The organism is Umezakia ovalisporum Ak1311, from assembly GCF_029891685.1.
In the GTDB taxonomy this organism is placed as follows: Bacteria; Cyanobacteriota; Cyanobacteriia; order Cyanobacteriales; family Nostocaceae; genus Umezakia; species Umezakia ovalisporum.
In genome coordinates this window covers 1-15,071 of sequence record NZ_JANQDJ010000061.1, presented here as the reverse complement: position 1 = coordinate 15,071, position 15,071 = coordinate 1, and the positions used below count along the sequence as shown (strand labels likewise).

Sequence of the window (15,071 nt, the reverse complement as noted above, 5' to 3'; positions counted from 1 at the left end):
TTGATTAACAAATGTCTTAAGCTGGTGTTTGTATTTCCATGGCTCGCGCTAGTTCGGTTGCTACTTCAGGACGGGAAAATTCTGGTGGTGGTAGTTCTCCCCGACGCAGCATTTCTCTGACTTTGGTTCCTGAGAGGTGAATTCGTTCTTCTGGTTTGCTGGGGCTGGTTTTAGTTGTGGCCATTTGTTTGGTGCGTGTGCAATAAAAGGCGTGTTCAAATTTCATCGGGACGATGCCTAGTTCACTGGGGTGGAATTGGTCGAAGATGTGTTGAGCGTCGTAGGTGCCGTAATAATCACCTACCCCAGCATGGTCTCGTCCTACAATAAAGTGAGTGCATCCATAGTTTTTCCGGACTAAGGCATGGAATATGGCTTCCCGTGGACCTGCATAACGCATGGCGGCGGGATTGATTGCCAGAATAACTCGGTCTTGGGGATAGTAGTGTGATAACAAAATTTCGTAGCAGCGCATCCGTACGTCCGCGGGGATGTCGTCTTCTTTTGTAGCTCCCACTAAGGGGTGTAGGAATAAGCCATCAACTGTTTCTAGGGCGCATTTTTGGATGTATTCGTGGGCTCGGTGGATGGGGTTGCGAGTTTGAAAGCCTACGATGGTTTTCCAGTTTTTGTCTTTGAATTTTTGCCGTGAGGCCGCTGGGTCGATTTGGTATGTGGGAAATTGGGGGTGGGGGTTGCGTTGTAGTAACCAAATGTCGCCGGCAAGGTTGACGGTGCCTTGGTTGTAGACTACTTGTACCCCTGGATGTTTGGGGTCGTCGGTGCGGTAAACTTTAATAGCTTCTTGGGTTTTGTCGTAGGTATATTTTTGGGTGAGTTGTAAGGTTCCTATTAATTGGCCTTTGGGGTTATCTAGTCCGATGAGGGTGCCTTCCTGGAGGGGGTTGGCTATTTCTGGTGTTACCGAGAGTGTGATTGGTATTGACCATGGTAGTCCATTGGCTAGGCGCATTTCCTTGACCACCGGGGTGTAGTCTTCTTGGGTCATGAAGCCTGTGAGTGGACTGAAGCCGCCGATGGCTATCATTTCTAGGTCTGAGAGCGATCGCGCATCAAGTTGCACTCGTGGTAGGGTGTGGACTTGAGAGAGAATTTCTGCTTTTTGTTCTGGTGTGGCGATACGGTTAACTAATTGTCCACCGTGGGGTGCAATGGCTTCTGGATGTTGATTCAACCTGTTTCCTTTTTTGATTTAATTGGTGTTGTTGTAAGCTATGTACTAATTTATCAAAATGCTGGTACGTGGTTGATAAGGAGTTTGGGGTTGGTTTTCTGGTTGTGTTGGGGATGTGTTGTGTTAGGGTTTGTGTTCTATGATTCCTCCCCCTAGGAGTTTTTCGTCTTGGTACCATACGGCGGCTTGTCCGGGGGTGATGTTTTGTTGGGGTTGATCAAATACTATTTTTACCCGGGTGTTTTCTAGGGGAATGATTGTTGCTGATGTTGGGGTGGAACGATAACGAGTTTGTACTTCTGCTTTGATGGGGATGGATGGTTGGGGGATGGAAACCCAGTTGACGCTGTTGACGGTGCTTTCTTTTTGGGTTGCTTTGCTATGGTCTACTATTACTTTGTTGTTGATTGGGTCTAGTTCGATTACGTAGAATGGTTCTGGTGCGGCGATTCCTAGGCCTTTTCGCTGTCCAATGGTGTAGTGATGGATTCCGTTATGTTGTCCGAGGATTTTTCCGGTTGTATCGACGATATCTCCTGGGTTTAAGGGTAGATATTTATCCAGAAAGGCTTGCATGGAGCCGTTGCTTTCTACTAAGCATAGGTCTTGACTTTCTGGTTTGTGGGCAGTTTTTAGTTTGTATTGGCTGGCGATACGACGGGTGTCGGTTTTTTGCAGTTGTCCTAGGGGGAAGATGGTGGCTGCTAGTAGGTCTTGGGATAGGTCGTAGAGGAAGTAGGATTGGTCTTTGTTGCGGTCTATGGCTCTTAATAGTTGGTGGCGACCTGTTTCTTCGTCGTAGTTGATTTGAGCGTAATGACCTGTGGCTATGTGATGGCTTTGTAGTTTTTCACGGGCATACTGGAGCATTGGGCCAAATTTAACTGTTTTGTTGCATTGAGAGCAGGGTAGTGGGGTGATGCCGGCGCTGTAACCTTTTAAGAGGTGGTCTACGATGTTGGTTTGAAAGGTTTGACGAATGTCAAGGATGTGGTGGGGTATGTCTAGTTGTTCGCAGGTGTTGGCTGCGTCTATTATTCCTTCGGAGCAACATTGGCCTTTTCCTTTCATGAGCCAAAGGGTTAATCCGATTACTTCATGGCCTTGATGATGTAGGATAGCTGCGGCGGTGGAACTGTCAACGCCTCCGGAAAGTCCAACTACGATTTTTTTCATATAGTTAAGTTTTTTTATTTTATTTGCTGCTGGTGTTGGTGATGAAAATTCGGGTAGAACATTCATTTTCAACGGTTTTATGGCAAGGTGTTAATTTAATTTTTTAAGTTATGTGGGGAGTTAGGTATAAAGTCTTAGTTGTTGATTGTGCTGTTGCAAAACAAATAGTACTTTAAGGTTTTGGGACTGTCTGATTTTAGCATATTTAGCATATATATATATATGTATATATTTCTAGTTGAGGAAGAACTGTTGGCTTTTGGCTGTGGGTTTTTCTTTTTTATGTGGTGAATAATACACTATTGTGAATAGGAGTTTTGTTATTGTTATGGGCGGTTACATATTACCTATTTTTACTGGGTTTCAAGTTGTATTTTGGTTGTTGGGGTGGTGTTTGGCCTTTGTGCCCCAAGGTACCGCAGCCCAGGTAAGGGTTGCGGGGGGGGTGAATAAGATGGTGGTTGGGGATTTATTGCCTCCGGTTGAATATGAGAGATTTTTTCGGGGCTATGAGGTGGCTCAGGTTGATGAATACGGAGGGCGTGGGTATTATTTAGTGTATGTTAATAGTGGTAGTGCGGAGGTTTTGGAGCGTGTACGTTTGTTTGAGCCTGATGCTTATGTTCGTGTGTATGAAGGTCGTGCTGTGATTCAGTTGGGGGTTTTTAGGGAGGTTATGAATGCGGAGGGTCGGGTGAGGTTTTTACAGTCTCAGGGTGTGGGTGATGTACGGATGGTGAGGGTGGGGGATGGAAGTGGGGTATCTGCTGGTTTTGGGGGTGAAGGGTCTGGGGTTTCTATGGCTAAGGTGGGGGAGGGGTTTGGTTATTATGCTGTGATTCCTGGTGATGCTGAAGATTTACCTTTGATGGCGGATTATATTAGGCGGCGGAGTGGTTTTTATGGTCTTGTGTTGGAAAGACAACGACCTCTGGGGCCTCATGTTGCTGTGGGGCCTTTTAAGAAAAGGGAGGAGGCAAAGGTGTGGAGTAAGTACCTACGAGGGTTGGGATATGGTGATGCAAGGGTTTATTATGGGTGGTGATTGAGGTTTTTAGGGGTCAGTTTTTTGTTTTTTTTGTGTTGTAAGCTGGGGCTGAGGTGTGATGCGTGATGGACAAGAAGCAGTTTCACAGATTGTGGTGACTGCTGGGGAAATGCGCGATGTTGAGGGGAGGATGTTGGCGGCGGGTATGCCTGGGTCTGCTTTGATGGAGAAGGTGGGGGGTTTGATTGCTGTTCGTGTTGGGGTGGTGGCGAAGGGATGTTGTGTGGGGGTTTTGGTTGGCCCTGGTGACAATGGGGGGGTTGCTTTAGTTGTGGCTCGTGAGTTGCACTGGCGGGGCTATGAGGTGCGGTTGTTTTGTCCTTTTTCTGAGTTAAAGGTGTTGACTGGGGAGTTTTTACGATATGCCCAAGGTTTGGGTATTGGTTGTTGTGAAGAGGTTGGGGGGTTGTTGGGTTGTGATTTTTTGATTGACGGGTTGTTTGGGTTGGGTTTGGATGGGTTGGTTGCTGATGGAGTTGCCGGGGCCATTGATGTGTTGAATGGATGGGGCAAACCTATTTTGAGTGTTGATGTTCCTTCGGGTTTGCAGGCTGATACGGGTGAGGTGTTGGGCACTGCAATACGGGCGACTCGAACGTTTTGCCTGGGTTTATGGAAGTTGGCTTTTTTTCAAGATGAGGCTTTAGAGTATGTCGGCGTGGCTGAGTTGATTGATTTTGATATTCCCTGGGCTGTGGTGCGGGCTGTGGTGGGTGATGTGCCTAGGGTTAAATGTATTACGGGAGGTATGGCGCTGTCAAGTTTGCCTTTGAATCGTTCTGTGGCTACTCACAAGTATAAGGAGGGTCATTTATTGTTGGTTTGTGGTTCACGGCGCTATGGGGGTGGGTCTATTTTAACGGCTTTGGGCGCTCGTGCTAGTGGTGTGGGGATGCTTTCTGTTGCTGTACCGGAGTCTTTGAGGTCTGTTGTGGTGTCTCATTTGCCCGAGGCGTTGGTTTTTGGCTGTCCAGAAACGGCCTCTGGTGCTATGGCTGGTTTACAGCTGCCGGCGGGGATGGATTTAGGTTGTTTTGATGCGATCGCTTGTGGTCCTGGATTAAGTTTGGATGCTGTTTCTGTGGTTGAGGAGGTGTTTTCTAGTGATGGCTGTTTGGTTCTTGATGCTGATGGGTTGAATATTTTGGCGGGGTTGGGGTGGGTTTCTAGGTTACAGGAGCGTGGAGCTCCGACGATTTTGACTCCCCATGGTGGGGAGTTTAGGCGTTTGTTTCCTTATGTTGTGGATTTTAATGAGGACAGGATTAAGGCGGTGGTGAGGGCGGCGAGGGATTGTGGGGCTGTGGTGTTGTTGAAGGGGGCAAGAAGTGTGATGGCTAATTGTGAGGGTAGGGTTTGGGTTAATGGTGAGAGTTCTGCTGGGTTAGCCCGGGGTGGTAGTGGGGATGTGTTGACGGGGTTGGTGGGGGGTTTGTTGGCCCAGGGGATAATTAGGGGTTTTGGTGTGGAGGATGTTGTGGCGAGTGGTGTTTGGTGGCATTCTCAGGCGGGAATTTTGGCAGCCCAGGAGCGGACGGTGTTGGGGGTGGATGCTTTTACGTTGACGCAGTATTTGGGGAAGTTTATTTCTGGCCAGAGCTTTATAACGGGTTTCGTTGATAAGTAAGGATTGATGAGGAAGAAGTAATGAGGTTAGGAAGTTTCTATCCCGCGAACGGGTTTCATTTATTTGAAAGTGTTGACGGTTGACGGTTGACGGTTAACAATTGCTTGTTTCAATCCCGCGAACGGGTTTCATTTATTTGAAAGATGATGCTGCTAGCTTTACAGTTAGCTGGTATGTCTGTTTCAATCCCGCGAACGGGTTTCATTTATTTGAAAGAGAGCGACGGACAAAAGTCAGTGACAGAGCCATTCCCACCGGGGATTTTGGCGGGGGAGGTTTAAAACCTTGTTTCAGCCACTGCCTGAAGACTCTAGAATTATGCTGAAAACTCTGAAACTATTAACTTGTCAAGGTTCTGACGGTTTGGCGGGAGGTGGGGGGTTTTTGCCTGTGCTTTCCCCTGGCAAAAAAACACTGGCACTATCACGGCGAATTTACAATATTGCTGTAGGGATTTGGGTGTGGATGCTTTTGGGTTGACACAGTGTTTGGGGGAACTTATTTCTGGTTAAAGCCTCGTTGTTAATTAAACTTAGGTTGTGTGGGAATGGGTGACCTGAGATTCGAACTCAGAACCAGCGGATTAAGAGTCCGATGCTCTACCGTTGAGCTAGTCACCCGTTAATAGAATCCGAATCTATCATATTTGTGCTAGATTGGCAAGTGGTAAACTAAAAATATCTGGGGTCAACCAATGGGATGATTTCCCGGATTCACGGCGTGAATCTGCTCACTACCAGATTGGGGTCTACCTCGTTTGTAGCGAGCTTCTTCTGGTTTGCCCCATCCAAGTTGCAAAATCATCTCCAGAAAGTTAGAGTTTTCCCACTTCCATAAACTTGCCCATTGTGTGATTTGAGCAATTCGCTCCACATCAGCCTGAAGAATTTTTTGGTGTTCTTTACCGTTGTTAAAGCTCAAGTATAAGTCCATCCCCTGGGTGACTTGGTACCAAAATTCCAAGATGGATTTTTTTGTGGCTTTAATGATTTCCAAGTCTGTGGGGAGGGAAATTAATTCGGTGTCTATTTCTGGATAACTCAAGGTTTTACCTTTGACTGTCATCTCTCGCCAGACAATACCTGATATTTGGTGCTGTTTTTGATAATGGTGAATGGCAGCTTTAAAATCTTGATAGGCGGTGAATTTTTGCAGCCCATCACTTTTAATGAACTGGTCAATTACAGGATTGCCGGAAACACTCACTTCTAATTTGAGGCGTTTTCCCTTGAGGCAAGCTTGGCGTTCATCTGCCAAAATTTGGATTAGCTCCTGGGTAGTATAAACCTTTGACATCAGAATACAGTGATTCATTTACGGGCTCATATTTGTGAGCATTAAATAGCAATAATTGTTACTGTTGAGTGTTGACTGTTGACTACCTCCAGGAAAAGCTCAGGAATCAAATTCCATCAGTATAGTAATCATATTAACTAATTTTTATCCTATCGCTTTTCTGTGGGAAAATATAGTATCAGACACAACTAAAAATCAGGGTAGACTAACTTGGTCTACCCTCAGAGTTATTGGGCTAGTTCACTACTAAATTCGTTGAATGAACGTCGCTGCAATTGTACAGATTGGTTCCGGGGTAATAAATCAAACACTTCCCGAAATTCATCGTCTATTTCTGCGTAAGGAACTTGACCGGTTTTATTCAAAACTACTTGACCAGATTGATTAAAAACTACTACTTGGGGTACGGCACCAGAATAATAGTATCCTGGCTCAGTGGGTTCATAGGTTTGTTGCACAGGAATAGTGTCTACGTCTACAGGAATAATTTCTGCGGCTCGACCATAGAATTCTTGTACCTGGGAAATGGTAATGGCGTATTGTTTGCAATCACTACTATCATCTACATAAAACGCTAAAAATACGGGTCTATGTTCTTGTAAGGATTTTGCTAAACTTTGTCTGGGGGGCACCAGTGAACCATTGCCGGCATAAACTACGAAAATATTACCATCATAGACATCATCATTAATACCAGCAAATGCAGGTTCTATGTTTATCACCAATAGACAAGCAAGCAATAACAAGCATTTGGACGTTATTCGTCGCCAATCAAGAATTGTTTTATGTAAAAACCGAAACTTTAAATTTTTCATCAACAAGAACCTTGCAAGCTATCAATTGTCATCAATTTGTGCTGAAGTCGGTTAACTGGGCTGGATATATAATTACACTCGCGCACTATTTTTTAAGATAACGCTTACCGGCATGGGAATAGCCAGTGGGGACTAACTAGATTAAATTTGTAGGTTAAAGACTATTTGGGAACTGCTAGCAATTAGGGTATGGATGTGGGCAATAAAATTCAACTTATAGATAGACTACGACTGGGTTTCGCGGTGTCAGTGGCTAAAGGCGTAACATTGATGGTGCGATGGCTAGGTCTGGGTGCTGCTAGTGTATTACCAGGCTCTATTGCTCGTCGAATTGAACCTCGGTTGTTGGGATTATTGAGTCAGCAGGTTAAAAACGGTGTGATTCTCATTGCTGGTACTAACGGTAAAACTACCACAGCGCTTCTGTTATGCACGATTTTAGAACGCCAAGGTTACCGCATCGCTCATAATTCCACAGGTGCAAATCTAGAAAATGGCTTGATGACGGCGTTGATAGAAAATGCTGATTTAGTGGGAAGGCTGAATGTTGACTATGCCATTCTAGAGGTAGATGAGAATATTGTTTCCAAGGTTTTAAAGCCCCTTAAGCCGAGAATTATTCTGTGTTTAAATTTATTCCGGGACCAACTTGATAGGTATGGGGAAGTGGACAGTATTAGTAAGCGGTGGACGGAGGTTATTTCTACTCTCCCCCTAGAAACAGTGGTGATTCCCAACGCTGATGACCCGACTTTATCTTATCTCGGTCAGCAGTTACCCCAAAGGGTACTATTTTTCGGGATGAATGAACCAGAACAGTATTTAGAAGCTATTCCCCACGCGGTGGATTCAATTTATTGTCCTCGTTGTGGATATTCTCTTGATTATGAAGGTGTATATTTGTCTCATTTGGGAGATTTTAGTTGTCCCCAGTGTGGTTTTAGTAAAAGTAAACCACAGCTAGAAAGCCGAGAATGGTCACAGATTTTGGTGGGTTTGTATAACAAATACAATACTTTAGCGGCGGTGACTGGGGCCCTTGAGTTGGGGGTTGATAGAGCCATTATTCAAGAGACAATTGAGAATTTTCAAGCTGCTTTTGGTCGGGCTGAGGATTTGGTAGTTAATAATCAGCGGGTGCGGATTTTGTTGTCAAAAAATCCCGTGGGGACTAATGAAACTATTCGCGTAGTCACCCAAAGTAATGATAGCACTACATTATTAGTCTTAAATGACCGCACTCCTGATGGTACTGATGTGTCTTGGATTTGGGACGTAGATACGGAGAAATTAGTGGAACGGGGCGGAACTTTAGTTGTGAGTGGCGATCGCGTCTATGATATGGCCTTACGTCTACGCTACAGCGAAAAATCCAGTGATAGCAAGGTCAATTTGATTATAGAAGAGGATTTACGTCGGGCGATGGCTATAGCCTTAAAGCATACCCCAAACAATGAAACTCTCCATATTCTCCCTACCTATTCTGCCATGCTAGAAGTTCGAGAAATTCTCACTGGGAGGAAGATTCTTTAAAAGCTGTTACTGAATTGCTGGTTGGTTGATTTCTCCCCAGCTGAAAGCTGGGGAAAAAAGGTAGACAGCAAAACGAATTAGACTAAATATCTAGTATTGGGAACTATGGGAAAGAAAGCATATTCATACCAAGCTGTCCAGATAAAACTTCTGATCCATCTTTGAGATTTTTCCGAGGTCAATTTATAGTTAAATTCTCCTGAAGCTTCATCAATGGAAGACAAATGGGAGTTACAACCACAACCGTGATGATATGTAAAACCGTATTTCGAGGCGATGCTTTGCACTTTCATTTGTATAGCAAAAACTTTTCCTGCGTGTAACACTGCATCCCAAGAACGTTTGTGTACTATATCTCGTTTGTCAAAGCGTAAAGCCCGTTCTTCAAACACATGGTCTCGGTAAATTGGCCCTAGGTGGACATGGTAAAAACTAGCTGGTAATTGGTAGCCAAATTCATCAAAAAGTTCTCCGCCAATGTGGGCTACTTTTAATTCATCTCCATGTTCTTTTTTCTTTGATTCTAAATCTTGAATAATTTCTGTAAAGTTTGGATAGCTATCAATTAAAAAATCATGTCCATAAAATTCTAATGTTTCATGAGCTAGTTGTGCAAATAGCTGAGAAAATGCAGATTTGACATCAGCTAATTCTGGACGTTCATTAAATAAATCTACATCACCCCAGGACAGTTTATATTGAAACAACTGGGCCATTTCTACATAACTGTGGGGGTTATGTAGTCCTACCTTTGCTATTCCTGCTGCAATGTCTTGCCATATGTGAGGTAATTGAGAAATAGGAACAGCATTTTCCTCTGCAATGACGGCAATATTAGGAGCTTGAATAAGTTGCATAAATAATCTCCGTTAAACATGAAAATCAGCTTGTAATTACAATACTGGACTTTTAATGTTTAAAAATGAAATTTTGATAAATATTTTTATAGTAAGTTTTATAACAGTTGAAATTTTGTAGATTCAAGGGATAATAGATGTTTTCATAAGTAATGTGTAAGTATCATAACAATGATACTGTGGCGGACAGAATAACCTCTGGTTATGGGAGGAAACTTTTTTCAGTAAGTTGGCTGGATGAAGCAATAATCCCAGGTGGTTCTGGCGGTGGGAATGTCAATTAAACAAAAATTGCTCCCCCAGTTCTGGATATGCGCCGGGTGATTAATTTGTTGACCAATAACTAATGAGTAATGTTTTAGGATACTATGAGTTCTGAAAATTTAGAATTAACCATTGGCTGGCTGTATCCCAAACTAATGAGTACCTATGGCGATCGCGGTAATGTGATTACTATCGAACGTCGCGCTTTGTGGCGGGGGTATAATGCCAGGGTGATAGCAATAGACCAAAAGGCCACAGCTGCTGATATTAAAAGTGTGGATATTATAGTTGGTGGTGGGGCACAAGACCGTCAGCAAGAAATCGTGATGCGTGATTTGCAAGGGGCGAAGGCTGACGCTATGGGTGAGAAAATTGAAAATGGGACACCGGGAGTATTCACCTGTGGTTCTCCCCAGTTGCTAGGAAAGTATTATGAACCTGCTTTGGGACAGCGTATTCAAGGTTTAGGAATACTGGATTTAGTTTCTGTACATCCTGGGGAAAATACTAAACGCTGTATTGGTAATTTAGTGGTTGAGGTCACAGCTCCTCGTCTAGAGGAGGAACTACAAGCCATGACCGGGACTAAGCCTTATTTGGTGGGTTTTGAAAATCACGGCGGACGCACTCAGTTAGGTAAGGTAGAAGCCTTGGGGCGTGTGGTGTATGGCTTGGGTAATAATGGTGAAGATGGTACTGAAGGGGCATTTTATCAAAATGCCATCGCGACTTATTCCCACGGACCCCTGTTACCGAAAAATCCCTTTGTGGCTGACTGGTTAATTCAAACTGCGCTGCGGTTAAAGTACCAAGAAGCTATCACTTTGTCTGCTTTGGATGATAATCTAGCCTTGCAAGCACGGGGTGCAATGTTAAAGCGCTTGAAAGTGACCTTACCCAGCACCACCGCTCAAGTTGAGAAAAAACTGGAATGGCAAGGCTAAAACAGAGTATTGATTTAGAAGCCAGGGACTCAAGCCAGAGACTACCAATAAATACATTATTAACCCTAATAATGGGGACTTGGACTAATGCAGTAAATTAATTTAGAGCTAACAAACCGCTAATCAATTTTAGCTTTAAGGGATGAGTGGGTTTTTAACTTTTGAGTTATGAGACAGGGAGTTTATTCCCTGGCTCCCTGGCCTCACAGGGTAGGTTTTTTACATTGTCCTCGGGGTAAGACCAGGAAAACAAGGAGGTGTGGTGGGGGAGGTAATGACTTTGATTAGTGGAGCCTTTCAATTTACACAATTGAGTAAGGCGTGTGAAAAACCAAAAATGGTGTGTTCCCCCAGGGGACAACACACCGTACAAAAAAAAGATTTCAAGTCATTTATTAACGCTTGGCGAACTTCTTAGCTACTTTGCGTAGGCGAATTGATTCCGGTGTTACTTCCACCAATTCATCAGGTCCGATGTATTCTAGAGCGCGTTCTAAACTCATGTCTAGTGGTGCTTGTAGTTGCACCAGTTCATCACCACCAGAAGCGCGGTGATTAGTTAACTGCTTAGTTTTACAGACATTCAACTCTAGGTCTTGAGGACGATTATGTTCTCCGATAATCATGCCTTTATAAACCTTAGTGCCTGGAGTGATAAAAAATACTCCTCTATCTTCAGCGTTTTTCATGGCGTAGAATGTGGAAACACCTTCTTCAAAAGCAATGAGAACGCCTTTGTTACGGGCTTCAATTTCACCAGTGATGGGACGATAATCATGGAAACTGTGGTTCATAATACCTTCACCACGAGTTAGACGCATGAATTCACCCCGGAAACCAATTAAACCACGGGCAGGAATAATAAATTCCAGCAGGGTGCGTCCATTACCAATAACTTGCATATCTTGCATTTCGCCTTTGCGTTGTCCCAGGCGTTCAATGCAACTACCAACAGCATCTTCAGGAACATCCAGGGCTAGTAATTCAAAAGGTTCGCAAGGTTGACCATTGATTTCGCGATAAATGACCTGTGGCTGAGATACCTGGAACTCGAAACCTTCTCGGCGCATAGTTTCAATTAAAATACCCAAGTGCAATTCACCCCGACCGCAAACTTGGAATTGGTCGGGAGAGTCGGTTTCTTCCACTCTAAGAGCAACGTTGGTTTCTAATTCACGGAACAAGCGATCGCGCACTTGTCTTGATGTTACCAGTTTACCTTCTTGACCAGCAAAGGGTGAATCATTTACCCAGAAGGTCATTTGTAAAGTTGGTTCATCCACCTTAATTAATGGTAAGGCTTGAGGTTCATTAGGGTCGGTAATAGTTTCCCCGATATAAGCATCAGAAAAACCAGCCACGGCCACAATGTAGCCGGCGGTGGCTTCTTCCATTTCCACCCGCTTGAGTCCTTCAAATCCCATTAACTTGGTAATTTTGGACTTAACAATGGTGCCATTTTCTTTTACCAAAGCGGCTTGTTGTCCAGTGCGGATAGTACCGTTGTGGATTCTACCAATAACAATCCGTCCCAGATATTCAGAATAATCTAGGGTGGTAACTTGCAATTGCAGAGGCTTGTTGATATCCCCTACAGGAGGTGGAACGTGTTGCAGAATGGCATTAAACAGAGGTTGCATATCTACGGCTTCTGCTTCCATGCTTTCTTTGGCGTAACCTGCCATTCCAGAAGCAAACAGATAGGTAAAATCACACTGGTCTTCGTCTGCGCCTAGTTCTAAGAACAGATCTAAAACTTTATCTACTGCTAAGTGGGGGTCACGTTGGGCGCGGTCAATTTTGTTGATGACAACGATGGGGCGTAGTCCTTTTTCCAGAGCTTTTTTCAATACAAAGCGCGTCTGGGGCATGGGGCCTTCGTTAGCATCAACAATCAACAGACAACCATCAACCATCCCTAACACCCGTTCAACTTCGCCGCCAAAGTCAGCGTGTCCGGGGGTATCAACAATATTGATTAGAGTGTCTTTGTAGCGAACCGCCGTATTTTTGGAGAGAATAGTAATACCCCGCTCTCGTTCCAGGGTATTGGAATCCATGACACAATCCGGAACGTCTTCACCTTCTCGGAAAATACCAGATTGTTTCAGGAGCGCATCAACCAGGGTAGTTTTGCCGTGGTCAACGTGGGCGATAATGGCGACGTTGCGAATTGGGAGCGTCATAGGAGCTTTTGGTGAACTCTAGAGGGGGTTTTCAGATTTGAGTTTAAATACTGGTTAAGTAGCTTTAACAGAATTGTTTGTGTTTAGCAAATTCTGTAAAGAACCTTTAATAATTCTAGCCTAATTGTCACAATTCCGGGGGCTTTTCTCACACCCATCCAGGAATAGATATTTTTTGGGAAAATTTTACCCAATGATGCCACAGCCAGCTTGATACACAGTTTCATTTTAACTCAAGTTAATTACTGAGTTAATTAACTCAGTTTCCTCCTTTGTCTTCTCCGTACCTCAGTACTTCAAAATCAACATAAAACAAAAAATGAAGCCTGAAGATTGAAAAAATTCATACTCCATACTTCATAATTTTCTAATAGCAAATTGTAACTTTAAAAACAGTATTGTCTTTCCTAGCGGAACATACTACTTACAGAAGTGTCTTCATGAATTCGCCAGATAGTTTCGCCTAATAGATTAGCGACGGAAAGCACCACTAATTCCGGAAAGCGATTGTCTTCTGCTATGGGAATTGTGTTGGTAACAATCACTTCTTCAAACAAGCCACTGGACAAACGCTCTTTGGCGGGGGGCGAAAAAACCGCATGAGTTGCACAGGCATATACCTGACTTGCACCTTGTTCACGCAGTAACCGTGCGCCTTCGCTAATTGTGCCGCCAGTATCGATCATGTCATCAACTAAAATTGCTGTTTTGCCCTTAACATCACCGATGACATTCATCACCTCAGCTACATTATGAGCCTGACGACGTTTATCGATAATAGCCAAGGGAGCATCATTTAGTTTTTTAGCAAATGCTCTAGCTCTTGCCACACCACCGACATCGGGAGAAACAACAACAATATCAGACAGTTGTTTACTTGCCAAATAATCAAAAATTACTGGCGAACCGTAAACATGATCAAAAGGTATGTCAAAATATCCTTGAATTTGCGCCGAGTGCAAATCCATAGCCAAAACACGGCTAGCCCCTGCTTTAGCAATTAGGTTAGCTACTAATTTAGCAGTAATAGACTCTCGTCCTGCTGTTTTGCGGTCAGCACGAGCATAGCCATAATAGGGAATTACTGTGGTTATTTGTCGTGCAGAAGCGCGACGACAAGCATCAACCATAATCAGCAATTCCATTAAGTGGTCGTTAACTGGTTGACAAGTTGGCTGGATGAGGTAGACATCACAACCCCGAATTGATTCTTGAATTTGAACGTATAATTCTCCGTCCGCGAACCTTTTGCGAATCATTGGCCCCAAGTCCATGCCCAGATAACGAGCAACTTCTTGAGACAGTTGAAGATTGGCAGAGCCAGAAAATAGCCGTAGGCGATGATTTTCAGTTATTCCTGTGGCACCTGGTTGCACCTTTAAACTGGCAGAACTGAGCACAGCAGATCCTCGATGTGCATTCATGGCAATATTATCATTAGATATTTAGTAGATTTAACTGAATTAGCCTAAAAAAACATTTGTGGGTTTTTTTAAAGCTTTCATAAAAACTTTAAACATTTCTCAATATGATTATTTTTTCTTCATACTTATTTTAGTCCTTTTGCTGAACAAACCATTACTGGAATACAGGCAGTGGCGACACTGGCGCATAAATCCTTGAAGGAAAGTCACAAATTTACTGAATACATTATGATAGTAGCTGGAAAATGATAAACTAACGACCAAATTTTTGATAGTAAATCACCGCAAATAATTTTTCTGGGTGTCAAATTTACCTGGAGGGAGTTGCCACAGTTGAGGGTGGATGCTATTGCTACATAGTGGTTTTGACATCACTACTTTTTACTTAATCAAGCCACAAAAAACCCTGAGATGAATCTTCCTCAGGTAGTTATTTAATTGCTATAAAAGTCAATTTTTGCCATTTTTGAGACATAATCACTGATTAAAGCGGGGAAATTGACACTCCCCCCTACACTGCAAAGCACTGTAGGGGGAAATTCTTGCTTCTTAGAAACACCCTTTTTGCACAAGTGTTGAATGTTAAGAAAGAGGTGATAAAAATAGCCCAAAATATGGTAAATTCTGGGCGAAGTATTAAAATGTAATAATTGATAATGATTATAAATTCATTTCCCAAGATTGTCAAAGACATCCTCAGACCGTT

General features: G+C 43.5%; 12 protein-coding genes and 1 tRNA gene. 5 read left to right on the top strand and 8 right to left on the bottom strand.

Going from position 1 to position 15,071, the window contains the following annotated elements; translation table 11 throughout:
• Nucleotides 1-16 precede the first annotated feature (16 nt).
• Both sat and mnmA read right to left on the bottom strand, forming a co-directional pair.
• Nucleotides 17-1,195: a sulfate adenylyltransferase gene (sat, locus tag NWP25_RS11200; protein ID WP_280686564.1), complete on the bottom strand. Its 1,179-nt coding sequence runs from the start codon at nucleotides 1,193-1,195 to the stop codon at nucleotides 17-19.
• A 123-nt stretch (nucleotides 1,196-1,318) separates the two neighbouring features.
• The gene (mnmA, locus tag NWP25_RS11195) at nucleotides 1,319-2,437 is read right to left on the bottom strand and encodes a tRNA 2-thiouridine(34) synthase MnmA (protein WP_280699404.1); all 1,119 of its coding nucleotides are present in this window, start codon (nucleotides 2,435-2,437) and stop codon (nucleotides 1,319-1,321) included.
• Between the two features lie 262 nt (nucleotides 2,438-2,699).
• Between mnmA and NWP25_RS11190 the strand changes: the two genes are divergently transcribed.
• From NWP25_RS11190 to NWP25_RS11180, 3 genes are all read left to right on the top strand, one after another.
• A complete protein-coding gene (locus NWP25_RS11190; protein ID WP_280649890.1) occupies nucleotides 2,700-3,416 on the top strand; it encodes a hypothetical protein in 717 nt (238 codons plus the stop codon).
• A 61-nt stretch (nucleotides 3,417-3,477) separates the two neighbouring features.
• Nucleotides 3,478-5,046: an NAD(P)H-hydrate dehydratase gene (locus NWP25_RS11185; RefSeq protein WP_280699402.1), complete on the top strand. Its 1,569-nt coding sequence runs from the start codon at nucleotides 3,478-3,480 to the stop codon at nucleotides 5,044-5,046.
• Nucleotides 5,047-5,331: 285 nt separating this feature from the next.
• Nucleotides 5,332-5,526, top strand: coding sequence for a hypothetical protein (locus tag NWP25_RS11180; protein ID WP_280649891.1), 195 nt, complete (start codon nucleotides 5,332-5,334; stop codon nucleotides 5,524-5,526).
• A gap of 68 nt (nucleotides 5,527-5,594) precedes the next feature.
• Here the strand turns inward: NWP25_RS11180 and NWP25_RS11175 are convergent.
• From NWP25_RS11175 to NWP25_RS11165, 3 genes are all read right to left on the bottom strand, one after another.
• A tRNA-Lys gene (locus NWP25_RS11175) sits at nucleotides 5,595-5,666 on the bottom strand.
• 67 nt (nucleotides 5,667-5,733) lie between these two features.
• The gene (locus tag NWP25_RS11170; RefSeq protein WP_280649892.1) at nucleotides 5,734-6,342 is read right to left on the bottom strand and encodes a hypothetical protein; all 609 of its coding nucleotides are present in this window, start codon (nucleotides 6,340-6,342) and stop codon (nucleotides 5,734-5,736) included.
• Between the two features lie 227 nt (nucleotides 6,343-6,569).
• Entirely contained in the window at nucleotides 6,570-7,157 is a 588-nt protein-coding gene (locus NWP25_RS11165; protein WP_280699400.1) for a thylakoid membrane photosystem I accumulation factor, read from the bottom strand.
• Between the two features lie 189 nt (nucleotides 7,158-7,346).
• On the opposite strand from NWP25_RS11165, the gene NWP25_RS11160 reads away from it, so the two are divergent.
• Complete coding sequence (locus NWP25_RS11160) at nucleotides 7,347-8,690, top strand: Mur ligase family protein (protein WP_280649894.1); 1,344 nt, start codon at nucleotides 7,347-7,349, stop codon at nucleotides 8,688-8,690.
• Nucleotides 8,691-8,767: 77 nt separating this feature from the next.
• On the opposite strand, the gene NWP25_RS11155 is transcribed toward NWP25_RS11160, so the two are convergent.
• Nucleotides 8,768-9,547 (bottom strand): hypothetical protein, encoded by a 780-nt coding sequence (locus tag NWP25_RS11155; protein WP_280649895.1) that lies wholly within the window; start codon nucleotides 9,545-9,547, stop codon nucleotides 8,768-8,770.
• Between the two features lie 368 nt (nucleotides 9,548-9,915).
• On the opposite strand from NWP25_RS11155, the gene NWP25_RS11150 reads away from it, so the two are divergent.
• The gene (locus tag NWP25_RS11150) at nucleotides 9,916-10,755 is read left to right on the top strand and encodes a type 1 glutamine amidotransferase (RefSeq protein ID WP_280686567.1); all 840 of its coding nucleotides are present in this window, start codon (nucleotides 9,916-9,918) and stop codon (nucleotides 10,753-10,755) included.
• Nucleotides 10,756-11,150: 395 nt separating this feature from the next.
• Here the strand turns inward: NWP25_RS11150 and typA are convergent, their stop codons facing one another.
• Complete coding sequence (gene typA / locus NWP25_RS11145) at nucleotides 11,151-12,941, bottom strand: translational GTPase TypA (RefSeq protein ID WP_280649897.1); 1,791 nt, start codon at nucleotides 12,939-12,941, stop codon at nucleotides 11,151-11,153.
• 407 nt (nucleotides 12,942-13,348) lie between these two features.
• Nucleotides 13,349-14,365 carry a ribose-phosphate pyrophosphokinase gene (locus NWP25_RS11140; protein WP_280649898.1) on the bottom strand — a complete coding sequence of 339 codons (1,017 nt, stop codon included), beginning with the start codon at nucleotides 14,363-14,365 and terminating at the stop codon, nucleotides 13,349-13,351.
• Between the last annotated feature and the right edge of the window lie 706 nt (nucleotides 14,366-15,071).